The 24,949-nt window shown below is 67.9% G+C and carries 17 protein-coding genes; 8 read left to right on the forward strand and 9 right to left on the reverse strand.

Annotated elements, in window-relative coordinates:
• Positions 1 to 99: 99 nt before the first annotated feature.
• Positions 100 to 498: an HNH endonuclease gene (locus BKA25_RS09260; protein ID WP_069850587.1), complete on the reverse strand. Its 399-nt coding sequence runs from the start codon at positions 496 to 498 to the stop codon at positions 100 to 102.
• 215 nt (positions 499 to 713) lie between these two features.
• The gene (locus BKA25_RS09265; RefSeq protein ID WP_069850585.1) at positions 714 to 1,721 is read right to left on the reverse strand and encodes an MBL fold metallo-hydrolase; all 1,008 of its coding nucleotides are present in this window, start codon (positions 1,719 to 1,721) and stop codon (positions 714 to 716) included.
• Positions 1,722 to 1,951: 230 nt separating this feature from the next.
• On the opposite strand from BKA25_RS09265, the gene BKA25_RS09270 reads away from it, so the two are divergent.
• Together BKA25_RS09270 and BKA25_RS09275 are read left to right on the forward strand one after the other, a co-directional pair.
• Positions 1,952 to 2,881: a LysR family transcriptional regulator gene (locus tag BKA25_RS09270; protein WP_069850584.1), complete on the forward strand. Its 930-nt coding sequence runs from the start codon at positions 1,952 to 1,954 to the stop codon at positions 2,879 to 2,881.
• Between the two features lie 216 nt (positions 2,882 to 3,097).
• Positions 3,098 to 5,314 carry a thiamine pyrophosphate-dependent enzyme gene (locus tag BKA25_RS09275; protein ID WP_069853848.1) on the forward strand — a complete coding sequence of 739 codons (2,217 nt, stop codon included), beginning with the start codon at positions 3,098 to 3,100 and terminating at the stop codon, positions 5,312 to 5,314.
• A gap of 531 nt (positions 5,315 to 5,845) precedes the next feature.
• Here the strand turns inward: BKA25_RS09275 and BKA25_RS09280 are convergent.
• The 5 genes from BKA25_RS09280 to BKA25_RS09300 all read right to left on the reverse strand — a co-directional run bounded on the left by BKA25_RS09280 (position 5,846) and on the right by BKA25_RS09300 (position 11,269).
• Positions 5,846 to 7,084: a cation:proton antiporter gene (locus BKA25_RS09280; protein WP_069850582.1), complete on the reverse strand. Its 1,239-nt coding sequence runs from the start codon at positions 7,082 to 7,084 to the stop codon at positions 5,846 to 5,848.
• Positions 7,085 to 7,104: 20 nt separating this feature from the next.
• On the reverse strand, positions 7,105 to 7,587 hold the full coding sequence (locus tag BKA25_RS09285; RefSeq protein WP_069850580.1) for a cation:proton antiporter regulatory subunit: 483 nt from the start codon (positions 7,585 to 7,587) through the stop codon (positions 7,105 to 7,107).
• Positions 7,588 to 7,860: 273 nt separating this feature from the next.
• Entirely contained in the window at positions 7,861 to 8,640 is a 780-nt protein-coding gene (locus tag BKA25_RS09290; protein WP_069850578.1) for an ABC transporter ATP-binding protein, read from the reverse strand.
• A complete protein-coding gene (locus BKA25_RS09295) occupies positions 8,637 to 9,692 on the reverse strand; it encodes a FecCD family ABC transporter permease (RefSeq protein WP_375791880.1) in 1,056 nt (351 codons plus the stop codon). The genes BKA25_RS09290 and BKA25_RS09295 overlap by 4 nt, the downstream gene beginning before the upstream one ends.
• Positions 9,693 to 10,267: 575 nt before the next feature.
• The gene (locus BKA25_RS09300; protein ID WP_069850576.1) at positions 10,268 to 11,269 is read right to left on the reverse strand and encodes an ABC transporter substrate-binding protein; all 1,002 of its coding nucleotides are present in this window, start codon (positions 11,267 to 11,269) and stop codon (positions 10,268 to 10,270) included.
• Between the two features lie 511 nt (positions 11,270 to 11,780).
• Between BKA25_RS09300 and gltB the strand changes: the two genes are divergently transcribed.
• A complete protein-coding gene (gene gltB / locus BKA25_RS09305; RefSeq protein WP_069850574.1) occupies positions 11,781 to 16,394 on the forward strand; it encodes a glutamate synthase large subunit in 4,614 nt (1,537 codons plus the stop codon).
• On the forward strand, positions 16,387 to 17,892 hold the full coding sequence (locus tag BKA25_RS09310; RefSeq protein WP_069850573.1) for a glutamate synthase subunit beta: 1,506 nt from the start codon (positions 16,387 to 16,389) through the stop codon (positions 17,890 to 17,892). The genes gltB and BKA25_RS09310 overlap by 8 nt, the downstream gene beginning before the upstream one ends.
• A gap of 49 nt (positions 17,893 to 17,941) precedes the next feature.
• Here BKA25_RS09310 and BKA25_RS09315 read toward each other — a convergent pair whose 3' ends face one another.
• A complete protein-coding gene (locus BKA25_RS09315; RefSeq protein WP_069850571.1) occupies positions 17,942 to 18,775 on the reverse strand; it encodes a siderophore-interacting protein in 834 nt (277 codons plus the stop codon).
• A gap of 337 nt (positions 18,776 to 19,112) precedes the next feature.
• On the opposite strand from BKA25_RS09315, the gene BKA25_RS09320 reads away from it, so the two are divergent.
• A complete protein-coding gene (locus tag BKA25_RS09320; protein ID WP_069850570.1) occupies positions 19,113 to 20,489 on the forward strand; it encodes a M28 family peptidase in 1,377 nt (458 codons plus the stop codon).
• A gap of 101 nt (positions 20,490 to 20,590) precedes the next feature.
• Here BKA25_RS09320 and BKA25_RS09325 read toward each other — a convergent pair whose 3' ends face one another.
• On the reverse strand, positions 20,591 to 20,953 hold the full coding sequence (locus BKA25_RS09325; RefSeq protein ID WP_236750308.1) for a VanZ family protein: 363 nt from the start codon (positions 20,951 to 20,953) through the stop codon (positions 20,591 to 20,593).
• Positions 20,954 to 21,181: 228 nt separating this feature from the next.
• Between BKA25_RS09325 and pyk the strand changes: the two genes are divergently transcribed.
• The 3 genes from pyk to BKA25_RS09340 all read left to right on the forward strand — a co-directional run bounded on the left by pyk (position 21,182) and on the right by BKA25_RS09340 (position 24,858).
• Positions 21,182 to 22,606 carry a pyruvate kinase gene (pyk, locus tag BKA25_RS09330; protein WP_069850566.1) on the forward strand — a complete coding sequence of 475 codons (1,425 nt, stop codon included), beginning with the start codon at positions 21,182 to 21,184 and terminating at the stop codon, positions 22,604 to 22,606.
• An 85-nt stretch (positions 22,607 to 22,691) separates the two neighbouring features.
• Positions 22,692 to 23,663 carry an acyl-CoA thioesterase II gene (tesB, locus tag BKA25_RS09335; protein WP_084643203.1) on the forward strand — a complete coding sequence of 324 codons (972 nt, stop codon included), beginning with the start codon at positions 22,692 to 22,694 and terminating at the stop codon, positions 23,661 to 23,663.
• A 70-nt stretch (positions 23,664 to 23,733) separates the two neighbouring features.
• Complete coding sequence (locus BKA25_RS09340; protein WP_184285083.1) at positions 23,734 to 24,858, forward strand: DUF368 domain-containing protein; 1,125 nt, start codon at positions 23,734 to 23,736, stop codon at positions 24,856 to 24,858.
• Positions 24,859 to 24,949: the final 91 nt, after the last annotated feature.

A 24,949-nucleotide genomic window follows, 5' to 3' on the forward strand; every position in this document is an offset into this window, starting at 1 on the left:
GCCGGTGGCGGTTCGGCTCGATGACGGCACCCGCGGCGTTGCTGACCAGGGCATCAGGTCGCCGGCACGCCGATGCGGCAGGCGCTCGAACTGTCGTCGTCAGGCCGCCGAGGTGCGGCGGCGCATTCGGCGAAGTTGGGCCTGCAGATACGGCCGGGCTCGTCGTTGACCGCCACGTTCGAGCACGGCGTCCGCGAATGCGGTCAGCGCGCGGAGCACACGGTCCGCGTCGGGACGCCAGCCACGTCGTTCGCAATCGGCGAGCCAGTCCACCGGGCTGATGTGGCCCCTGGTCCGGTTGCAGCGCCTGCACGCCGCCACCTCGTTCTCCAACCAGGACGGGCCCCCTTTGACTCTGGGCACCAGATGGTCGGTGGTCGGAATGCGCACGGAGGAGAATTCGCGGCCGCACCAGATACAGGTGTGTCCGTCTCTGTCGAGAAGCCAACGCAGTCGGGTGGCTCGATTCGGTTGCTGCGCTCGCCCATTCGTCGTCATCGCCCGGTCGTCCTTCCTCGGTGTCGGCGTCTGTTGGTGGGTTCTACTCGCGGGTGTGTCCGGCGGGAGGCCTGTGGGGGAGACTCCGCCTGCATGATCAATATTTTTCACCCGATAGTGTCAGTGTCCATCGAATTCATTGCTCTACGAGTACAGGCCGACCGATCTACTGCGCGGCAGGTCGACGACTACGGAACCGGTTGATCGACCGGAGTTCAGCGTTCATCGGTCGGGGTCGCACCAGGTGACAGCCGGGACTCGCCGACCGGTCGGTCACCCCGCAGTATCCGGCTCTCACCGACCGCGAGGTCCCAGAGCCGTGACCGATCCCAGCCGGTGGCGTTCCAGGCTTGCCGCACTCGTTCGATCGGTTCGCACACCGGCTCGCTGCTCAGCGCGAACGTGCCCCAATGCATGGTCGCCAGCCGCCGTGCGCCGAGGTCGCCGAACGCCCGGACGGCCTCCTCGGGATTCAGGTGGGCATGCTGGGAGAGCCACTGTGGTGAATAGGCGCCGATGGGGAGCATGGCCACATCGATATCGGGGTGCCTGCTGCCGATCTCGGCGAACCAATGCCCGTATCCGGTATCGCCTGCGTGGTACAGGCGATGGCCCGAAGGTCCCTCGATCACCCAGCCGCCCCACAGGCTTCGGCAGGTGTCGAACAGGGTGCGCCGACTCCAATGGTGCGACGGAACGAACTCGAATCGGAGGCCGGCGACGTCGGTCGACTCCCACCAATCCAACTCGTCGACCGCTTGGAAGCCTCGGCGAGCGAACCAGCCGCCGAGCCCGGCCGGAACCAGCATCGGAGTCGTCTTCGCAAGTCGTCGCAGGGTGGGCGCGTCCAGATGGTCGTAATGGTTGTGACTGATCAACACCGCATCCACGCGCGGCACCTCCCGCCAGTCGATCCCCGGCGGAGTCAACCTGCGGGCTATTCCGGGAATCCTGGTCGACCACACCGGGTCCACGAGCACACACGCCCCACCCATGCGCACGACGTAGCCTGCATGGCCGACCCAGGTGATGCCGGTGGCGTTCGACTCGATCTCGGGCAGCCCCGCTCGGACCACGGGCACCCCCTCGGCGGAGGTGGCGGCGGTACGCAGTTCCCCGGAGAAGAAGAGCCGCAACATGTCGCGCAGATCCGGTGGCCGCGCGGTCACCCGATCGGCGAACGAACGCTGGCGTGGCCGCCGCGCCGAGGTGGTCTTGATCATGTCATCAGCCTCACACGGCCAGGGGGACGCGCCTATCGGGGTTGCCCCGGTGTTGACCCCCATCGTCGACCCTGACCCGGCCGGGTGCAGCCTCGAGACAGCGGGCCCCAGGCCGGGACGTCACTCCGATTGTTCGTCACCCGAACGGTGCGGTGTGGCCGATCCTCCCTGTCGGTAGACCGGTCACACCGTGGTCCGATGTACCGGGCCGCGTCCGTAGCATCGGGGGGGTGCTCAACCCCATTCACCTGCGAACCCTCCAGGAATGCGTGCGTACCGGGTCATTCGCCGAGGCCGCGCGGGCGCTGGGCTACACCGCCTCCGCGGTCTCCCAGCAGATGATGCTGCTCGAACGGTCGGTCGGTGCACCGTTGTTCGAGCGTTCGGCCCGCTCGGTACGCAGCACTGCGGTCGGTGAGTTGTTGGCGGTTCGCAGCCGCGATGCCCTCGGCGCACTGCATCAACTCGAACGCGAGGTCCGGGCCATGGTCGTCGGGGACCAGGGCAGACTTCGGATCGGGAGTTTCGCCACGGCCAACGCGCGAGTACTGCCCGCGGCACTCGCCGCCGTCGTCGCCGACCGACCGGGCGCCGAGGTACACCTCGACGAGGGAGAACCTGACGAGGTGCTCGCCGGGGTACTCGATGCGACTCTCGATGCCGCAGTCGTCTTCGAATACGACCTCGACCCGCGATCCTGGCCTGCGGAGCTGTCCCGCGTCGAGCTGCTCACCGAGGTTCTGGGGCTGGCGGTGTCGGCCGATCACCGGCTGGGGGATCGAGGGGAGGTCGGCATCGGTGAACTCGCCGACGACCCGTGGATCTGCACCAGGGAGGACACCGCAGGAGCACGCTCACTCACCCGCCTCGCCGCATCGGCCAATTTCGCACCCCGGATCGTCTGTCGCAGCAACGACTATGGAGTCATCCGCGACCTGGTCTCCCGTGGCCTCGGTGTCGCGCTCCTGCCGGGGCTTGCCATCGAGGACGGATCCCTGCGAGTACTGCGTCTGATCGGCTGGCAGCCCTGCCGTCGGGTGCTGGCGCTATTCCGTCCCGGCAACACCAACCCCCTGCTGCCCCTGGTGCTGGAGCACCTCACCCGGGTCAGCTCCGCATTGCCCAGCACCGTGTTGCACGAGACGAACCCGCGGCTCTGAGGCAGCCTGTGGCCATGGCCTGCCCAGTCCGGAACGCCCGGTCATCCCGGTCCCGAGCTGGTTCGCGGTGAAGGGCTGCTACCCCTGAGGCCCATTGATTGATCCGCTGAGACCTCTTGGACGCTGGGACGGATCCGGCCATGCTGGGTGGGCAGGCGCCCCAGCCGGAGCCCGCCGACGGTGTCGTGACCAGGTTGACCTGTGCGAGAGGTGCGCGTGACGAAGAACCCGGTGGACGAGTACTTCCTGACCGAGATCGCAGGGCTCTCGCCCGTGGCGGCCGTCGACCCGGCGGATCCGATCCCCGGGCATCCCGAACTGACCGGGACCCGCTTGCTCGGCATGTTCGACTCGCAGGTGGGCAGCCGCCACCTGGATCTCGCTGCCCGCGCGCTCGGCGCCGCAGGCAAGGGCTTCTACAGCATCGGTTCGTCCGGGCACGAGGGCAATGCGTCGGTCGCCGCCGCACTGCGGCCCACCGATCCCGCCCTGCTCCACTACCGTTCCGGCGCCTTCTTCCTGGAGCGGGCAGGCCAGGTACCGGGGCAACGACCATTGCGTGACGTGCTTCTCGGTGTGGTCGCCGCCTCGGCGGAGCCGATCTCCGGGGGACGGCACAAGGTGTTCGGCCACCGCGACCTCGACATCATTCCGCAGACCTCCACGATCGCCTCACATCTACCGAGAGCGGTTGGTCTGGCCTTCGCCTTGGAACGGGCCAAGGCGCTCGGCATCGACAGCGAGCGTCCCGCAGATGCGGTGGTGGTCTGCAGCTTCGGCGATGCCTCCGCCAACCATTCGACCGCGACCGGTGCGATCAATGCCGCGCTGCACTGCGCCTACCAGGGCGTCGGGCTGCCCTTGTTGTTCGTCTGCGAGGACAACGGGATCGGGATCAGCGTTCGCACCCCCACTGATTGGATAGCCAGGAGCCATCGGGACCTGCCGGGGATGACCTATCTGGAGGCGGACGGGTCCGATCTGCCCGCTGCCTTCGCCGTGGCGAAACAGGCGGTGGCCGAGGTTCGTCGCGAGCGACGACCCGTCTTCCTGCGACTGTCCACGGTCCGGTTGATGGGACACGCGGGCTCTGATCTGGAGTCGGGCTACCGCAGTCGGTCGGAGATCAACGCCGACTACACGCGAGACCCGGTGACGGCGACGGCACGTCTGCTGGTCGGCCTGGGCATCGCCACCCCGCAACAGCTGCTCGACCGCTACGCCGCCCTGCGTGCCGAGGTATCCGACCTGGCCACCGAGGTGGTCGGTCTGCCGAAACTGGCGTCGGCGGCCGAGGTGATGCGGCCGCTGGCTCCGATCAGTCCGATCGAGACCGCCGCACGAGCAGCGGTCGCCGCCCCGGCCGGTCGCCGCGCGACGGCGTTCCCCGACGGCCTGCCCGAATCCGAGGGCCCGTTGACCTTGGCGCAGTCGATCAACCGTGCGTTGGCCGACCTGCTCCTGGTGGATCCGGGCGCACTGATCTTCGGCGAGGACGTAGCACGCAAGGGCGGCGTCTACGGGGTGACGAAGGGCCTGCAACAGCGATTCGGCAGGCGGCGTGTCTTCGACACGCTGCTGGATGAACAGAGCGTCCTCGGCACCGCTCTGGGCGCGGGCCTGGCCGGGCTGCTGCCGATCCCCGAGATCCAATATCTGGCCTACCTGCACAACGCGGCGGACCAATTGCGGGGGGAGGCCGCGAGTCTCCGGTTCTTCTCCGCAGGTCAGTACCGGAATCCGATGGTGGTGCGAGTGGCAGGCCTCGGCTACCAGAAGGGCTTCGGTGGGCACTTCCACAACGACAACGGCCTGGCGGCGCTGCGAGACATCCCGGGTCTGATCGTGGCCTCGCCCTCGCGCCCGGACGACGCTGCGGCGATGTTGCGAACCTGTGCCGCCTCAGCGCGCACCGATGGGTCCGTCTGCGTCTTCCTGGAACCCATCGCGCTCTATCACCAGCGAGATCTCCACGAGGCGGGCGATGGCGACTGGGCGGCGAGCTATCCGGCGCCCGGTGATCCGACCATGGGGCAAACGCCATTGGGCCGTGCCCGACGATACGGCGATGGGCCGGATCTGACCTTGGTCAGCTTCGGAAACGGGGTGCGGATGAGCCTTCGCGTCGCCCGCAGGCTCGCGGAACAGGGAGTGGGTGCCCGGGTGCTCGACCTGCGGTGGCTCGCTCCGTTGCCGGTGGACGACCTACTGGCCGAGGCGGCCGCTACCGGACGGGTGCTGATCGTCGACGAGACCCGGCGCAGTGGTGGCGTGTCGGAGAGCGTGGTCACGGCGCTGGTCGACCGTGGATTCGATGGGCGGATAAGTCGTGTGACCAGCGAGGACAGTTTCATTCCGCTGGGCGCGGCTGCGGAACTCGTGCTACTCGACGAGGCCACCATCGAGGCCGCTGCGGTACGGCTCCTGATGTGACCCGATGGAATCGGCCTCGAGGTGGATCAGGAGTGCCGATCTGTTGGTCGATGATGCGGCAGCCCGCCCGGAACTCGGCTTGTTCCAGGCGGGCGTAGGACTGGGCATGTCTCAGGCGGGTCCGGTGCCATGCCGGTCGCCCTTCCGGGCGGCTCGGGATAGTTCGGCTCATGACCTTTCTCGGTGGCTCACCTCGATTATCGAGGAAGAATGGTTCTCGTTTAAACGTTTCTTCCCAACGATGTTCGGCGGGTATGGTCACGCGAATCTCTCCACTGCTGCTCGGATTCGCGCCTTGCCGTGCGCGGGCGTCGAACTCGACGGAGGTTACTCGAGGCCGACGCCATTGTTGATCCACTCGATCGATACCTTGCGGGAGTCGAACATTTGTTCGATCATGGATTTATGTCCGAGATCGATATCTCCAGGAATCCCGTTAGTGTCCTTCGGCGGATTTTGTCTGGCTTCGCCCGCCGATATCTCGGTGGTGGGGGCAAAGCGGCGAAGGCGGCCAGGTCCAGCTCGTCGCTCTCACGGGTTCGTCGAGCGAGCAGCGCCGCCCTCGGGGCGCTGCTCGGTGGGACCAGCCGTCGGCTGCGGAGCAGGCGAGGTTCGACGGAGCCACCATTGAGCGGCCGGCTCGACGAAGCGGGCGGCCAGCGGGCCGATGACGGCCATCGACAACACGTAGGTGGTGGCCAACGGGGCGAGCTGTGGCACGACGGCACCGCTCGCCACCGCAAGACCGGCGATGACGATCGAGAACTCGCCCCGGGCGACGAGCGCGGCACCGGTACGGACTCGCCCCGCTCGCCCGATACCCGCCCGTCCGGCCGCGTACCAACCGGTCAGCATCTTGGTGACCGTGGTGACGGCCGCCAGGGCCAACGCGGCCCACAACACGGCGGGGATCTCACTCGGATCGGTGTTGAGCCCGAAGACGACGAAGAAGACCGAGGCGAAGAGGTCCCGCAGAGGCGCCAGGACGCGGGTGGCGTTCTCGGCGGTCGAACCGGATATTGCGATTCCCAGCAGGAAGGCCCCGACGGCCGCGGACACCTCCAGTTCGGCCGCGATACCCGCGACCAGCAGTGCGGCGCCCAGCAATCGCAGCAGGAAGGCCTCGGGATGGCGCGAGTCGATGAGCGCCGAGACGATGCTCCCGTAACGCAGTGCCACCACCAAGACCACGGTCACCGCGAACAAGGCCACACCGACGGCCGTGATGCCGCCGATCAGGCTCAATCCGGCGAGCAATGCGGTGAGTACCGGCAGGTACACCGCCATGGTCAGGTCCTCGAACACGAGGATCGACAGCACCACGGGGGTTTCGCGGTTGCCCAGTCTGCCGGGGTCGCCCAAAACCTTGGCGATGATCCCGGAGGACGAGATATAGGTGACTCCGGCCATCGTCAGCATGCCTATCGGGCCCCAACCCAGCAGCAACGCCACGATCGCGCCGGGGGTGGCATTGAGCAGCAGATCGACCAAGCCGCCAGCCCAGGATCGACGCAACCCCGTCACCAATTCCTGCGCCGAGTACTCCAAACCCAGCAGCAACAACAACAGGATCACACCGATCTCGGCGGCGATCCCGGTGAACGACTCGATTCCCTGCAATGGCAACAGACCGCCATGGCCGAACATCAAGCCGCCGATCAAATACAGCGGAATAGGCGATATTCCCAATCGCCACGAAGCCTGTCCGAGCAAACTGAGGCCGAACAGGACCGCACCCAGTTCGATGAGCGCGATAGTCGTGTCATGCATCGCTCATCGCCCCGAGAATGTCAGCCACGCTCGAGAATCTCTGCGGCGAGTGCCAATCCGGCATCGGTGCCCACGATGATTATGAGATCGTGTGCCTGGAAGACGAAATCGGGCCGAGGCGAGGGAATCACCTCGCCGGCTCGTGCGACGGCCACCACGGAAGCACCGGTGCGAGTGCGCAGTGCCGTGTCGGCGAGGCTTCGCGTTGCGAAGGGCGAGCCGGGTGCGATCGGCAGCTGGCTCGTGGTCACGCCATCGACCTGGCTGTGTTCTTCGCGGAGCTGCAGCACGAGCTCCGGCGTGCCCAGCAGAGCGGCCAACGCACCGGTCTCCTCGGCGGTGAGCGGCACGCTGACTCGGCAGGTGTCCTCATCGTCGGGATCGGAGATGATCAGCTCCAGACGTCCATCACGATGGGTGATCACACCGAGTCTTCGGCCTGAGCCGGTACGGAAGTCCTGCCGGGTTCCGATCCCCGGCAGCGCAGTGACATCGACGTGCACGCCATTGAGCGTAGACCTCGTTCGGCGGTCGAACGGCGGCCGCCATCAGACTGGACTTATATGGGTAGGTATACGTTTACCTGGGGTTTTTGGCTGATGATGTGCACGTTCGTCCGGTCTTCCGGTCTGGCTGCTGTCTGGTTCAGCGCTGGCGTGGGTTGAGCGCGGCGCACTACACGAGGAACCGTGGAATGCGGACGAACCTGGCGAGCTTCGTCACGGTGAGTGACTGATCGTCGTGAGGTCGGAGGCCGGCGGGCGGTCCGCAGGCTGTCAGCGGCGCCGGGCCGGTGTCACGACCCGACTTCCATCGGAGGCGATCAGGACGGACACGGTCGCGTCGTAGTGCGTGGTGATGAGTGGTTCGGTCAGGACTTCGTCCGGTGTCCCGACCGAGACGGCTCGACCACGGTCGAGCAGCAGCAGCCGGGTGGCGTACTGGCCCGCCAAGGTCAGATCGTGCAGGGTACTGACCACGGTGACGCCGTCCTCGACCCGCAGGCGATCGACCAGTTCGAGCAATGCCTGGGCATGTCCGAGGTCCAGCCCGGTGGTGGGTTCGTCCAAGAGAAGGAGGCGAGGTTGCTGCGCCAGCACCCGGGCGAGGACGGCGCGTTGGCGCTCTCCACCGGAGAGCGTGCCCAGTTCTCGATCTGCGAGCGCGACCAGGTCCAACCGTCGTAGGACGTCGGCGACCACGATCAGATCGCGACGGCCCTCGCGGCCGAGCGGTGGGAGATAAGGAGTACGTCCGAGCAGGATGTAGTCGGTCACCGAGATCCCGGGTGGGATCTGTGGGATCTGTGGCGAGTAGCCGATCGACCTGGCGCGGTCGCGGTGGCTCATGGATTCCAGCGGTAGCTCACCGAGCCGCACCGTGCCTTGGTGGGGTATCAGCCCGGCGATCGCCTTCAACAGGGTCGATTTGCCTGCGCCATTCGGGCCGATGATGCCCAGCCAATCGCCGGTTCCGACGTCGACGGCGACATCGTGCACCACCGGGGTGGCGCCCTGGTAGGTCACGGTGACACCGCTGATTCCGAGCGCGGTCATGCGCGACCCCTCATCCGAAGCACGAAAGCGAAGAAGGGAGCACCGGCGAACGCGGTGATCACCCCGATGGGTAGCTCGGCAGGAGCGATCACCGTGCGGGCGACGACATCGGCAGCGGCGAGGAACGCCGCTCCGCCGAGGAGCGACAGCGGCACGACCACGCGGTAGCTACTGGCCACTCCCAACCGGACCAGGTGCGGTACGACGAGGCCCACGAATCCGATCAACCCTGCCGCCGACACGGCTGCGGCGGTGGCCAAGGAGGCGGCGATCAACACGACCAAACGAATCCGCCCCGGCCTGACGCCCAGCGACCCGGCTTCTTCATCGCCGACACCCAGTAGATCCAGCAGGCGCCCGCAGGCGCAGAGAACCACCGAGCAGACCAGGACATAGGGCAGGACCAACACGACATCTCGCCAACCGGTCGTGTTCACCCCGCCGAGCATCCACGTGTAGATGAGTCGCAGGTCTTCGGTGTGCAGCTGTTGCACCAGCGTCTGAGCTGCGGTCAGAAACGCTGCGACCGCGACACCGGCGAGGACGAGTGTCCCCGCGCCCGGCCCGGAGGAGCGGCCCAGTACCCAGGCGAGTCCGACGCCGGTCAACGCGCCGACGAATGCTGCGAGCTGCACCGGGCCGACCACCCAACCCGCAGTGGCTGGCACCAGGGTGAGAGCGATGGTTGCGCCGAGCCCGGCACCGGCTGCTGCTCCGAGTAGATAGGGATCCGCCAGTGGATTACGGAACACGCCTTGGAAAGCCGCTCCAGCGCCGCCCAGTGCGGCTCCCACGAGGCAGGCCAACACCACCCGGGGTACCCGGAGTTGCCAGAGGATCGCGGCCTCGCGCTCCGAGAGAGGGGAGACGCCGCCGGTCAGCTGCGCAAGGATCTCCGCCAGTACTCGGGTCGCGCCCAGGTCGGCTGCGCCGATCAGGACCGAGACTGTGACGACCAGGAGCAGGAAGCCCGTACTCGCCAGCACATGCCGAAGGCGCAATCTGGTCGGCCGGGGCAAGGCCGAGCGCGGTGGGTCGATGGCCTCGGAGATGCCCCGAGGTCGTCTGCCGCTGGGATGAGGCGTGCTCACGGTGTGGTCGGCATTCCCTTCAGCACTGTTCTCGATGAACGGCGTCGTGATGAACGGCGTCGTGATGAACCGGGCGACCCTCGCGCCTGGCCGTGGCCAGGTGTCTCCCAGTCGACGCTGGGTGGGCTATGCCCGGTGTCGGGCTTGACGGCGTCGCGCTCTGCCAAGCCGGCGCCGACGACCCCACGCCTCGCCGCCGCTTGCCGGTACCTCGTGGTCCGAGCCGAGGGGATGTGGAAGCGTCGAGGGGGATGTGGAAGCACTGCGGACTCGCGTGCTGCGCGCTCGAACCAGGTTGCCGGTTGACGCAGCGCGGCAGCGGGGTCGGTGCCGGGTCGTTCGCTCTGCCGAGCCCATGGTCGACGTTTAGCCGGTTTCGGTCAGATCAGTGGGTTGTGAGTAGGCCGACCCGATGTGGCCTGGCAGGCCTGCCAGGCGTGGTCGCCCGTCCATCGGGGCCGGCCGGCGGCGGCTCGGTGTGTACTGGGCCGGACCGCCGCCGATGTGCGCAGCTGAGGCGAGACTGCGCGGTGGGGTCACTCGGTGGCGGTGGCGTCCACTGCCTCTGCGACGGCCGCGACCAGCTCCACGACCCGAGGCCCCCACCGGGAGGCGATGTCGTCGTCGAGCGCGATGATGTCGCCGTTGCGCACGGCGGTCATGGTCTCCCAGCCCGGTCGGGCGGCGACGGTCTCCGCCGACTGGCCACAGCATTGGGCATCGGCGAGGAAGATCAAATCGGGGTCGCTCTCCACGACGAACTCATTCGCCAGCTGCGGGTAGTCACCGCCGCCCGCTGCCTCGTCCGCGATGTTGGTCAGTCCGAACAAGCCGTAGATCTGGCCGATGAAGGTCGCCGATCCCGCGCTGTAGAGATCCTCGCTGACCTCATGGAAGACGGTCATGCCCTCCTGTGCCTCGGTGGTAGTGACGATCTCGTCGATCTGGGCTTCGAGGTCCGAGGCGAGGTCCTGGGCGGCTTCGGCGTGGCCGGTGGCCGTGCCGAGGACCTCGATCTGGGCGTAGGTGTCGGCCAGTTCGGTGGCGGCCGGGAGCAATAAGACCGGCACCTCCACGATGTCCATGGCCGTGACGAGGTCTTCGGTCTCGGTGTCGGAGGAGGCGATGACCAGATCGGGGTCCTCGTCGGCGACAGCCTGCGGGTTGATGGTGAAACCGGAGAGTTCGCTGGTCGGGGCCTCCGGCGGGTAGTCCGAGTTGTCGTCGGCCGCGATGACCTGGTCGCCGGCGCCGATGGCGAAGAGCATCTCGGTCACGCTGGGGCTGAGGGAGATGATCCGGTCCGGCTGGGCCGGGATGGTCACCGGATCGGCATCCCCAAAAGCGACCTCCGCGGGGAAACCACCGTCCTGGGTGGCGCTCTGCGAGGACGGGGTGTTCTCGGTCGAGTCCTCGCGGGTGGCGCATCCGGCGAGCCCGAGCACGCCTACCAGGGCGGCCAGGGGCAACAGGGCCCGATGGCGGCGGGGACGGTGGCGCGATGCACCGGGGTTCTCCGGTGAGTACTGCGTGGTCACAGCTGGTCCTCTTGCTCGGCCGACGCCTGGCGGACGGGCGACCGGCGGGCCGAGGATGGTGGCCTGCGTGGACGCGTGAACCCCTGCGTCGGGAGTGTCAACGTCGCTCTCGCCGGTAGTCGACCTGGCTTATCCCCGCATCGGGGCATTACAGTTGCGGCACAGCGCCGGGTTCGCACCGGACTTCGCCACCGGGAGGCGCTGGCAGGCGTTCGCTCGCCAGCGAGCGGGACCCTACCAGGACAGACGCCGGCCGAAGCGGCCCGAAGCAACCGTCATCGCCACACCCGATAGGCCGGTTGGCTTCATGTATCGCTCTGGTATGCCAAAGCGTTACCATGCATGGCGAGGATCACTTTCGAGGGTCTCGTAATTTTTCACGTGGCTGTTACAGTCCCATGTACTGATCGCCCATCTCAGGTTACGGGCGTATTAACCGCGGGCCACCGTCGTCCCGACCACCCATTACCGACTTGACCAAGTCGGCCAGGACGACGAGGGAGGTCTGTTCGTGATCTTCTCCGCCATCCCCGGCCCGCAGGGCCTGTACAACCCGGAGGACGAGCGCGATTCGTGCGGCGTGGCGATGGTCGCCGATGTCAAGGGGCGTCGATCCCATGACATCGTTCGCGACGCGCTGATCGCCTTGGCGAACCTCGACCATCGGGGTGCTGCGGGCGCGGAGCCGAGTAGCGGCGACGGCGCGGGCATTCTGCTGCAGCTGCCCGACCGCCTGTTGCGCGCCGACACCGGCCTGTCGCTGCCCGAGCCCGATGAGACGGGTGCGCATCGTTATGTCGCGGGGATGGCCTTCCTCCCGGTGGACCTGACGCAGCGTGACGCGGCCAAGTCCATGGTCGCGCAGCTCGCCGCCGAGGAGGGCCTGCGGGTCATCGGCTGGCGTGACGTCCCGACCGATGCCGATGGGGCCGACGTCGGGCCGAGTGCTCGGTCCTGCATGCCGCACTTCGCGATGTTGCTGGCCGAGGGTGTGCCCGATGCCGAGGGCACTCAGCCGACCGGTCTCGGACTGGACCGACTCGCGTTCTGCCTGCGTAAGCGTGTCGAGCGGGAGAGCGTCCGCGAAGGCTGTGGCGTGTACTTCCCGTCGCTGTCCTCCCGGACGATCGTCTACAAGGGAATGCTCACCACCGAGCAGCTGCCTGCGTTCTTCCCCGATCTTCGTGATCCTCGGCTGGTCAGCGCGATCGCCCTCGTGCACAGCCGCTTCTCGACCAACACCTTCCCGTCTTGGCCGTTGGCGCACCCGTTCCGGTTCGTCGCCCACAACGGCGAGATCAACACCATTCGCGGTAACCGGAACCGGATGTTGGCCCGCGAGGCGCTGCTTGCCTCCGCGCACCTGGCACGTCCGGGCTCGACCACGGATGCCGAGGCCGATCTGGAGCGACTGTTCCCGATCTGCGCGGAGGACGGTTCCGACTCGGCGACCTTCGACGAGGTCCTGGAGCTGCTGCATCTGACCGGCCGCAGCCTCCCGCACTCGGTGTTGATGATGATTCCGGAGGCGTGGGAGAACAACACGCAGATGGACGCTGCGCGTCGCGCGTTCTACAAGTTCCACGCCAGTGTCATGGAGCCGTGGGACGGTCCCGCCTGTGTGACCTTCAGCGACGGCACCCTGGTGGGTGCGGTGCTCGACCGCAACGGACTGCGTCCCGCGCGCTGGTGGCGGACCGTCGACGACCGGGTCGTGCTGGCCAGCGAGGCTGGCGTGCTGGACATCGCCCCCGAGCAGGTCGTTTCCAAGGGCAGGCTGCAGCCGGGCCGGATGTTCTTGATCGACACCGAGGCCGGGGTCATCGTCGACGACGATGACGTCAAGCGGGAGCTCGCCGCCGAGCAGCCCTACTCCGAGTGGCTGCACGCGGGCTTGGTGAAGCTCGCGGCGCTGCCCGCTCGGGACCACGTCGTGCAGAGCCACGATTCCGTGGTGCGACGGCAGCTCACCTTCGGCTACACCGAGGAAGAGCTCCGCGTGCTGTTGACGCCGATGGCCGTGACCAGCGCCGAACCTACCGGGTCGATGGGTTCCGATACGCCGGTCGCGACGCTGTCCGAGCGCTCGCGGATGCTCTACGACTACTTCGTGCAGGGGTTCGCCCAGGTCACCAACCCGCCGTTGGACGCGATCCGCGAGGAGATCGTCACCTCGGTGGCGCGGGTGATGGGTCCGGAGCACAACCTGCTCGATCCCTCGCCCGCCTCGTGTCGACACATCGTGCTGCCGAGGCCGGTGATCGACAACGACGAGCTGGCCAAGCTGATCCACATCAACGACGACGGCGATCTCCCCGGCTTCGCGTGCCGGGTGATCTCCGGGCTGTACGAGGTCGACGGGGGCGGCGACGCACTGGCTCAGGCCATCGAACGGGTCCGGCAGGAGGCCAGCGCCGCCATCGCCGGTGGCGCCAGGGTGCTGGTGCTCTCCGATCGCGATTCCGATCACGCACACGCACCGATCCCCGCCTTGCTGCTGGTGTCGGCGGTGCACCACCACCTGGTCCGGTCCAAGGAGCGGCTGCAGGTCGCGCTCGTCGTGGAGTCGGGCGACGCCCGCGAGGTGCACCACATCGCGCTGTTGTTGGGCTATGGCGCGGCCGCGGTGAATCCCTACCTGGCATTCGAGACGATCGAGGACATGGTCTCGACGGGTGAGATCACCGGGATCGAGCCGGCCACCGCAGTGCAGAACTACGTCAAGGCGTTGGTCAAGGGCGTGCTGAAGGTGATGTCCAAGATGGGCATCTCCACGGTGGGCGCGTACACCGCCGCTCAGGTCTTCGAAGCCGTCGGGCTTGCGGGCGATGTCGTCCGGGAGTACTTCACCGGAACGGTCTCGAAGCTGGGCGGGGTCGGTCTGGACGTGCTGGCGGCCGAGGTCGCGCACCGTCATCGGCTGGCCTACCCGGAGAATCCGCCGGACCGCACTCATCGCAGGTTGGAGGTTGGCGGCGAGTACGCCTACCGTCGCGAGGGCGAGCTGCATCTGTTCAGTCCCGAGACGGTCTTCCTGCTGCAACACGCCACCAAGACCCGTCGGATGGAGGTGTACCGCGAGTACACCGCCGAGGTCGACCGGTTGGCCAAGGCGGGCGGCACCCTGCGTGGCCTGTTCCGCTTCCGCGACGGTGAGCGCGAACCCATCGCGCTGGACGAGGTGGAGCCGGTCTCGGCGATCGTCAAACGGTTCAACACCGGCGCGATGTCCTACGGTTCGATCTCCGCCGAGTCACACGAGACGCTGGCGATCGCGATGAATCGGCTCGGGGGCCGGTCCAACACCGGCGAGGGCGGTGAGGACGCGGCTCGACTGCACGACCCGGAGCGTCGGTCGGCGATCAAGCAGGTCGCGTCGGGACGCTTCGGCGTGACCAGCGAGTACCTGGTCAACTCGACGGATATCCAGATCAAGATGGCGCAGGGCGCCAAGCCCGGCGAGGGCGGCCAGCTGCCCGGTTACAAGGTGTATCCGTGGATCGCGCGCACCCGGCACTCGACGCCCGGCGTCGGGCTGATCTCGCCGCCGCCGCACCACGACATCTACTCGATCGAGGATCTCGCGCAGCTCATCCACGATCTGAAGAACGCCAACGAAGAAGCCAGGGTGCACGTCAAGCTGGTGAGCGAGATCGGCGTCGGCACCGTCGCCGCAGGCGTGGCCAAGGCGCATGCCGACGTGGTGCTGATCTCGGGTCATGACGGTGGCACCGGCGCCGCCGCGATGACCTCGCTCAAGCACGCGGGCACGCCGTGGGAGATCGGTCTCGCCGAGACCCAGCAGACCCTGTTGCTCAACGGTCTTCGTGATCGGATCACCGTGCAGGTCGACGGGGCGATGAAGACGGGTCGGGACGTGTTGGTCGCGGCGCTGCTCGGCGCCGAGGAGTACGGGTTCGCCACCGCGCCGCTGGTCGTCGCGGGGTGCGTGATGATGCGGGTCTGCCACCTGGACACCTGCCCGGTGGGGATCGCCACCCAGAACCCGGAGCTGCGCAAGCGATACACCGGCAAGCCCGAGTTCGTGGAGACCTTCTTCCAGTTCGTGGCCGAGGAGGTCCGGGAACTACTCGCGGAGTTGGGTTTCCGCACGCTCGACGAGGCGATCGGTCACGCGGAGCTGCTCGACACCGACGAGGCGGTGTCGCATTGGAAGGCGGGCGGTCTCGACCTGAGCCCGGTCTTCGCGGTTCCGGCTGCGATCGCCGATGGCACGGCGACCTACGGGACGATGCGCCGTCGGGTCCGGGACCAGGATCACGGTCTCGCCCACGCCTTGGACCGGACCTTGATCCAGCTCGCCGAGGCGGCGTTGGAGGATGCGCATGCGGTGCGGCTCGAGCTGCCGGTGCGCAACGTCAACCGCACGGTCGGGACGCTGCTGGGATCCGAGGTGACCCGACGGTTCGGCGGCGAGGGCCTACCGGACGACACCATCTCGGTGACGTTGACCGGCTCGGCAGGCCAGTCGTTGGGTGCGTTCCTGCCTTCGGGGATCACACTGGACCTGGTCGGCGACGCCAACGACTTCGTCGGCAAGGGGCTGTCCGGCGGGCGGATCGTGGTCCGGCCGCATCCCGAGGCCCGATTCGTCGCGGAACACCAGGTCATCGCAGGCAACGTCATCGGCTATGGCGCCACGTCGGGAGAGATCTTCCTTCGTGGCCAGGTCGGCGAGCGTTTCGCGGTCCGGAACTCCGGTGCGTTGCTGGTCGCGGAGGGCGTGGGCGACCACGCCTTCGAGTACATGACCGGCGGCCGTGCGGTGGTGCTGGGTAAGACCGGCCGGAATCTCGCTGCGGGCATGTCCGGTGGAATCGCGTTCGTCCTGGACCTGGACCCACAGCTGGTCAACCCGGCGATGGTCGACCTGCAACGGCCCGGCGTGGAGGACCTGCGCTGGCTGCACGACGTCGTGCAGCGCCATCACGAGCTCACCGGCTCGGCGGTGGCCGCCTCGCTGCTGGGCGACTGGCCGAGGCGTTCCGCCGGTTTCACCAAGGTGATGCCCGGCGACTACCAGCGCGTTCTGGAAGCGGTGCGGATGGCTCGCGCCGAGGGGCGTGACGAGGACGAGGCGATCATGGAGGCTTCCCGTGGCTGACCCACATGGTTTCCTCAAGCACAGCAGAGCCGAGCCGGGTAAGCGGCCGGTGGACGATCGACTCGGGGATTGGGACGAGGTATACGCCGCGCTGACCCCGGGCGATCGAGCGGACGAGGTTCGCACCCAGGCCTCGCGATGCATGGACTGCGGTATCCCGTTCTGTCATTCCGGCACGGCGGGCTGTCCGCTCGGGAACCTGATCCCCGAGTGGAACGACCTGGTTCGCCGTGGCCAGTGGGCCCAGGCCGGCGAGCGACTGCATGCCACCAACAATTTCCCCGAGTTCACCGGCAGGCTCTGCCCCGCGCCGTGCGAGGCCGGGTGCGTGTTGGCCTTGTCGCCGATGGCGGGTGGCGCGGTGGCGATCAAGCGGGTCGAGCAGACCATCGCCGATGTCAACTGGGAGGAAGGCACGGTCTCGGCGCAGCCCGCGACGGTCTCCTCCGGGAAGCGGGTCGCGGTCGTCGGCTCCGGTCCGGCGGGGTTGGCCGCAGCCCAGCAACTCACCAGGGCCGGCCACGAGGTCACCGTCTTCGAACGCGACGACCGCCTGGGCGGGTTGCTCCGCTACGGCATTCCCGAGTTCAAGATGGAGAAGCGCGTTCTGGACCGGCGACTCGCCCAGATGCGTGCCGAGGGGACCGGCTTCGTCACCGGCTGCGAGGTCGGCGTCGACCTGACCGTGGAGCAGCTGCGGGCCGACTACGACGCGGTGGTCTTGGCGGTGGGTGCCCTGCGTGGTCGGGACGCACCGGACATCCCCGGTCGTGAACTGGCAGGCGTGCACCTGGCGATGGAACATCTGGTGCCCGCGAACCGGGAGTGCGAGGGCGACGGACCAACCTCGATCAGCGCTGCGGGCAAGCACGTCGTGATCATCGGTGGCGGTGACACCGGAGCCGACTGCCTGGGCACCGCTCACCGACAGGGTGCGGCCAGTGTGCTGCAGCTCGACCAGTACCCGAAGCCGCCCAACACTCGGGACGACGAGCGATCGCCGTGGCCGAGCTGGCCGGTGGTAGTGCGCAACTACCCGGCTCATGAAGAGGGTGGGGAGCGCAAGTACGAGGTTGCCGTCGAGCGTTTCGTGGGCGACGACGAAGGCCACATCCGGGAGATCGAGCTGCGTCGAGTGCGGGTGCAGCGCGACGAGCAGGGCGTTCGCCGGGTCGTACCCGTTTCGGACGACGTCGAGCGCTTTCCCTGCGATCTGGTTCTGCTGGCGATCGGCTTCGAGGGCGTCGAGCGGATGCCCTTGCTGGACGAGCTGGGTATCTCGTTGTCCGGGCGCGGCACGATCGGCTGCGGTTCGGACTGGGAGACCAGTGCGCCCGGTGTGTTCGTCTGTGGGGACGCCCATCGCGGCGCGTCGCTGGTGGTCTGGGCGATCGCCGAGGGCCGCTCGGTGGCCAATGCGGTGGATGCGTTCCTGACGGGCGAGTCGCTGCTTCCGGCCCCGGTGCATCCGACCGCGCTTCCGTTGGCCGTGGTCTGACGACGAGCGTTCGCCTGCCCCACCGAGCTCGGTGGGGCAGGCGATACTCCTAGTCGGCGTCCTCGGCGTGGTGGTCGTGGTTGATCACGCCGCGCTTCCAGTAGCCGTCGACCTTGAAGTTCTTGCGGCTGAGCCCGAGCGTGCGCAGATGCCTGCGGATCGGCTTCAGCACGCCTGCCTCGCCTGCGACCCAGACGTAGCCCTCGCCGTCAGCCGGGAGGGTCTCGCCGCTGAGGGCCTCGCTCAGCAGTTCGGTGCCGCCCGCTGCGATCCCGTCGCGATGTAGCCAGGTCAGCTGGGTGCGGCCGCCGACGGCAAGGTCCTGTTCCTCGGCGGGCCCGTCGACCTCGACGAATGCGCGTACCGGGACGTCCGGCCTGCGATGGGCGAGTTCCTCGAGCCTGCGGCCGATCGCGGGCAGTGCGGTCTCGTCCCCTGCGAGCAGGTACCAGTCGAAGTCGTCGGGAACCACGTGCGATCCGCGTGGGCCCAGCACGCCGAGCTGCGCACCGGGTGCGGCGGTGCCCGCCCATCGGCCTGCGATCCCGTGATCGTGTAGCACGAAGTCGATGTCGAGTTCGCCTGCGTCGGCGTCGTACCTGCGCACCGTGTAGTCGCGGAAGATCGGCTGCGGCCCGCCTGCCGGGGTGGGGACGATGCCGCGCTCGCCGAGCGTCGGCATGATCGGCAGTTCGGCGCCCGGCTCGGGGAAGCAGAGCTTCACGTGGTCCGCGTAGTCGTTGGTGTGGAAGCCCGGCAGGTCATCGCCGACGAAGGTGATCCGCACGGTTCGCGGGGTGATCTCCTCGACCCGGCTCACGCGTAGCAACCGGGGACGGAGTTCGTAACGCAGAACGCGGATCTCTCGCTGTGCGATGGTCATGGAACGCCTGCCGCCTCTCCTTCGGTACGGGAATCCACTCGCCGCAACCCAACTAAGGGCACCCTAACATGACGGGTTCCGTGGTCTGACGTGCCCGGTGGTAGGGGGCCTGGTGCGGCCCGTGCCGTCGTTGACGCTCCGCGGCGTCGGTCTCACTCGTCGGTGAGAAACGCCAGCGTGCCTATGTCGATGCGTGACTGAGATGCATCTTGTCACTGCAATTCCGGCGCCGTAGATTCCGAATCATATACACCAATAAGAGTGACTCAATTACTGAGAGTCATTTCCTGTTGTCGGATGCTGCGGGGGACCGCGCGGCGCGCGAGGAGTGATCTGATTGTCCGGAGTCAAGCGTCGGGATCTCATCGGTGGGGCGGCTGCGCTGGCCGCGTTCGTCATGGCGGGCGCCGCGTCGCCTGCTTTCGGGGCCTCGCGGATACGGCCCGGCGCCGGGACCGCGCCGAACCTCGGCGTCGGCGATCGGGCCGTGGCCGCCTCGGTGGACGGACGCCGGGCGCTCGGACACATCCAGCACCTCGCGGAGACGATCGGCCCTCGGATCGGCGGCACCGAGTCGGAACATCGCGCTGCCGACTATGCCGCGGCCCGTTTCGAGGCGCTGGGTTACCAGGTGACCCGGCAGCCGTTCCCTGTCGCCGACAAGTACCTCGCCGACCTGGTCCTTCCGGACGGACAGCGGTGGCAGGCCAGCGCCTCGCCGCAGGGTGCCTTCGATACCGAGGTCGAAGCGGCCGTCGCGGACATCGGGAGTGGGATCGCGCCCGACGATCCGGCGGGCTCGGCACTCGAAGGCCAGTTCGCCCTCATCGATCACCGCACGGCGGACCGGGAGACCCAGGTCCGAGCAGCAGCGGAGCGTGGTGCCGTCGGAGTGCTCCTGGTCGCGTCGTCGGCGACACCCGACCGCAAGGCCGGTGCCTTCCTGCCTACCTTGGCGACGCCGGTCGGCATCCCGGTGCTGGGCCTCGGGCAGGCTCATGGTGAGTGGCTGCGCAGACGGCTGATGGCGGGTCCGGTGCGGCTGCGGGTCGTCGTCACCCGGCACACCAATCTCACCTCCTACAACGTCCTGGCCGAACGGCCCGCCTCGATCCCATCCGGCGACCAGGTGGTCATGATCGGAGCGCATTACGACTCGGTTCCCGGTTCGCCCGGCGCCAACGACGACGCCAGTGGTTCAGCGCTATGTCTGGAGCTGGCGCGGGTGCTGCGCAGCCTGCCCACTCAGAAGGCGCTGCGTTTCGCGTTATGGGGATCCGAGGAGCAGGGGTTGATCGGTTCGCGGTACTACGTCGATCAACTGGACGATCACGCGGCGGGGCGGATCTCGGCCTGCTTCCAGAACGACATGGTCGCCACCAGCCACCCGCCTGCCGACCTGTACTGGCTGTTGTCCGTGGACGGCGCCGACAATCTCGCCACCGCGACCGTCGCCGAGGCGGCCACCAGGCTGGGCTACCTGGCCGATGTCGCCGGTCCGACGGCACGGGGCGGCAGCGACCACGTCCCCTTCCACGAGCGGGGCATCCCGGCTGCCAACTTCAGTTGGCGTGGTGAGGCGGGACCTCACCTGTTGGAGCCCGTTTATCACACCCCGGAGGACACGGTGGCGGGCAACGTGAGCACCCAGCGCCTGCAGGTCTCGCTCGAACTGGTCGGCTCGGCGGTCTACGAGGTCGCCAGATCGCGCTGACCGGCGAGCGCCGAGTCCCGACGTGCTGTGCCGACCGCCCCGCCAGGCCCAGGCCCAGGCCTCGGGGCGGTCGTCGCCGGATCGCCTGCTCGGGTCGAGGCTTAACCCACGCGTTCGGCGCTCGCCCGGCGGCGGGCCGCGTACCGCCCGAACAACCAACACATCGACCAGGCGATCCCGACTCCCACGAGATCGGCCACCACGTCCCCCGGATCGCCGCTGCGACCCAGCGGCAGATTGGCCTGAAGTACCTCGGTGAGGCAGGCATAGCAGGCCAGCGCGATCGCCAACAGTAGTCGCGAGATCGTCGTCCACAGCCCGGTCACGGTCAGCGCGGCGAACACCGCCGCATGAACCACCTTGTCGGTGCCGGGTGGAGCCGATGGCACGCCGCTGGCCGGCATGAAGAACACCACGATGCTGGTCAACAGGGCTAAGAGGAAGGGCGTCCATCGCGGCGACACGGTTCGTAGTCTGGCACGCGCCCGTCGGCCGATCCGGCTCGCGTCGGTGGATGGTCGCTGGCCGTCGCGGATCAGTCACCCGACTCCGATGAAGATCGCTGCGGTGCTGCCCGGCGTGATGGTGACGGTCACGCTTCGTGTTCGCGGCGCCGATGGGAGCCAGAATGAGACAAGAATTCTGCTTCGCGGGGCAGAATCGGTCCAGTAAGCGGACTACGCTGACCAGACGTGAGTCGACGTGCGAAGATCGTTTGTACGCTGGGCCCTGCCACCGCGACCCCGGAGAAGATTCGGGACCTTGTTCGTGCCGGTATGGATGTCGCCCGGATGAATTTCAGCCATGGCGAGCACGCGGAGCACAAGCGCGTGTACGAGCTGGTCCGTGAGGCCGCCCGCGAGTCGGGTCGGGCCGTCGGAGTGCTCGCCGACCTCCAAGGTCCCAAGATCCGGCTCGGCCGGTTCGCGGGCGGCCCGGTGGAGTGGGAGACGGGATCGACGGTGCGCGTCACCGTCGAGGACGTGGTGGGAACCCACGACCGTGTCTCCACCACCTACCGAGGACTGGCCGACGACGCGAAGGTGGGCGACCGCCTGCTGGTCGACGACGGCAAGGTCGGCCTGGTCGTCACCTCGGTCGAGGGCCCCGATGTGGTCTGCGAGGTGACCGAAGGCGGCCCGGTCAGCGACAACAAGGGCCTGTCCCTGCCGGGGATGGATGTGAGCGTCCCGGCGCTCTCGGACAAGGACATCGCCGACCTCGAGTTCGCCCTCTCCTTGGGCGTTGACTTCATCGCGCTGTCCTTCGTCCGCTCGCCCGCCGACATCGACCAGGCCCATCAGGTGATGGACCGCGTCGGTAGCCGCAGGCTCCCGGTGGTGGCGAAGCTCGAGAAGCCCGAGGCCGTGGAGAACCTCGAGGCCATCGTGTTGGCCTTCGACGGCGTGATGGTCGCCCGCGGCGACCTGGGCGTCGAGCTCCCGTTGGAGCAGGTGCCGCTGGTGCAGAAGCGGGCGATCCAGATCGCCAGAGAGAACGCCAAGCCGGTCATCGTGGCCACCCAGATGCTCGAATCCATGATCAACAACTCTCGGCCGACCCGCGCCGAGACCTCCGATGTGGCCAACGCCGTGCTCGACGGCACCGACGCGGTGATGCTCTCCGGCGAGACCAGCGTCGGGCGCTACCCGGTCGAGACCGTGCTGACCATGGCTCGCATCATCGAGGCGGTCGAGACCGAGACCACGGTGGTTCCGCCCCTCACCCACGTCCCGAGGACCAAGCGGGGAGTCATCTCCTACGCGGCCCGCGACGTCGGCGAGCGGCTGAACGCCAAGGCGCTGGTGGCCTTCACCCAGTCCGGTGACACCGTGCGTCGCGTCGCGCGGCTGCACACCTCGTTGCCGTTGCTGGCCTTCACCCCGGAGCCGGAGGTCCGTGCGCAGCTCTCCATGACCTGGGGCACGGAGACCTTCCTGGTCGACAAGGTCGACTCGACCGACCGGATGGTTCAGCAGGTCGACCACGCGATGCTGTCGATGGACCGCTATCAGCGCGGCGACCTCGTCGTCATCGTCGCTGGCTCGCCGCCCGGAACGGTCGGCTCGACCAACCTGATCCGGGTCCACCGTCTTGGTGAGGACGACCACGCCTGAGCTCTGCGGGCTTCGCCCCGCCTCGGCGCGGGGTAGCGTCTCCGGTCATGCGAGGCGAAGTGCAGACCGGCTGTGAGACGTCGGAATGAGCGGGATCAACCACAACGCGGCGTCCGATCCGACCAGCGGAGTCGGCTCGGCCGCCGCGCCACGGTCGAGTGATGTCGGCGATGGTCCCGCGGTGGACTCCCGGGACGGCATCCGCCAGGGCGTCCTCGACCGTCTGGTGTCGCTACTGGATCTGGAACGGATCGAGGAGAACCTTTATCGAGGGATCAGCCCGGCGGAGTCCCCGGTGCGGGTCTTCGGCGGCCAGGTCGCAGGTCAGGCGTTGGTCGCCGCGACCCGGACCGTGCCCCCGGATCGCTACGTGCACTCCTTGCACGCGTATTTCATCCGGGGTGGCGACCCGAGCGTCCCGATCCTCTACGAGGTGGATCGGATTCGAGACGGCCGATCCTTCACCACTCGGCGGGTCGTCGCCATCCAGCACGGCAAGGCGATCTTCTCGCTGTCGGCCTCGTACCAGCTTCGGGAGAACGGGCTGGATCACGCCGAGACGATGCCCGACGTGGCCGATCCCGAGACACTGCCCACCCTGGAGGAACGGGTGGCCGGACATCAGGAGAAGCTGGGCGTCTTCGGGACCGTGCCGCTGCCCTTCGATCTGCGCTATGTGAACGACCCGCCGTGGCTGTCCATGCGCAACGGGCCGCGCGAGGCACACAACCAGGTGTGGATGCGTGCGGCCGGGAAACTGCCCGCCGACGAGGTACTGCACGTCTGCCTGCTGGCCTACGTCTCCGACCTGACCCTGCTGGACTCGGTGCTGGCGCGACACGGCGTCTACTGGGGCGCTGATCGGGTCGTCGGCGCGAGTCTGGACCACGCCATGTGGTTCCACCGGCCGGTCCGTGCTGACGAATGGTTCCTCTACGACTCCGCGTCGCCCAGTGCTTCCGGCGGGCGCGGCTTGGCACACGGGCGGTTCTTCACCAGAGACGGCAAGCTGATCGCCTCGGTCGTTCAGGAGGGACTGGTTCGCGTCGCCCGCTGAGGATCCGGACACCGATAGCCGTGTGGTGCCGGTGAACCGGCCGCAGCCCGTCGCCGGTTACGGTGACCGGGTGCCTCCCACCTCCTCTCCGCCGCAGCAGCGTGCCCGCAGTCGGTCGTCGTTCTGGAGATCGGCGCCGTTGAACTTCCTCTCCGGTGCCCTGATCGGCACCGTGGAGATCATCCCCGGAGTCAGCGGCGGCACCGTCGCCTTGGTGACGGGTCTCTACGAACGACTGATCGCATCGGCGGGGCACCTGGTGACCACGCTACGGCTGTTGGTCGCGGGGATCTCCCGTAAGAAGAAGGGCGGCAAACAGAACGGGCCGGGCGTCCGCGCCGGTCAGGATCCGGCCGAGGCCGCGACCATCGAGATCAGCCTCTCGCGGACCTCGGCGGCCAAGGCCGAGGCGGCCAAGGTCGACTGGTTGCTGCTCGGTTCGGTCCTGCTGGGCATGGCGATCGCGGTGGTCACCGTGGCGCAGCTGTTGACGCCGATGTTGGAGGAGTATCCGGTCGAGTCGCGGGCCGTGTTCATCGGCATGGTCGCGGCGTCGATCCTGGTGCCGGTCCGGATGATGGGCGGCTTGCGCAAGCCGTTGCACTGGGCCCTACTGATCGGCTCGGCGGCAGCGGCGCTGTTGCTCACCGGTCTTCCCTACGGCTCGATCGAGGACCCACCGCTGTGGTTGGTCGGCGTCGTCGCGGCCTTCGCCGTCTGCGCACTGGTGTTGCCGGGTCTGTCCGGCTCGTTCCTGATGATGGTCGTCGGCCTGTACGAGCCGACCCTGGCGGCACTCAACGCCAGGGACCTGCCCTACATCGGTGTCTTCATGCTCGGCGCGGTGATCGGCCTCGGGGTGTTCGTGAAGACCCTGCAGTGGTTGTTGGAGCATCGCCGCCAGGTCTCCCTTGCGGTGATGACCGGCCTGATGATCGGATCGCTGCGGGCGTTGTGGCCCTGGCAGGACTCGCACAGCGTGGCGCAGACCCCCGATGGCGATCTGCTGCCGGTGTTGCTGCTCGCCCTCGCCGGTGCGGCCTCGGTCTTGACGCTGATCTTCCTGGAACAGCGGATGACCGCCAAGCGGGTGGCCGAGGCATCGGTGTCCGAGGACGCGATGGCCGCGGACACGGAGACGACGCGCATTCCCCGGGTCGTCGGCGAGGACCCGACCATTCGAATCCGACGCTGATCCGCCGTTGTGATCCGCGCCGCCTGCGTGGCCCAGAACGACGCTGTGTCGGGGCATTTCGCCATGCGGACGATGTGTTCCGACGATCGGC

The organism is Actinoalloteichus hymeniacidonis, from assembly GCF_014203365.1.
GTDB lineage: Bacteria > Actinomycetota > Actinomycetes > Mycobacteriales > Pseudonocardiaceae > Actinoalloteichus_A > Actinoalloteichus_A hymeniacidonis.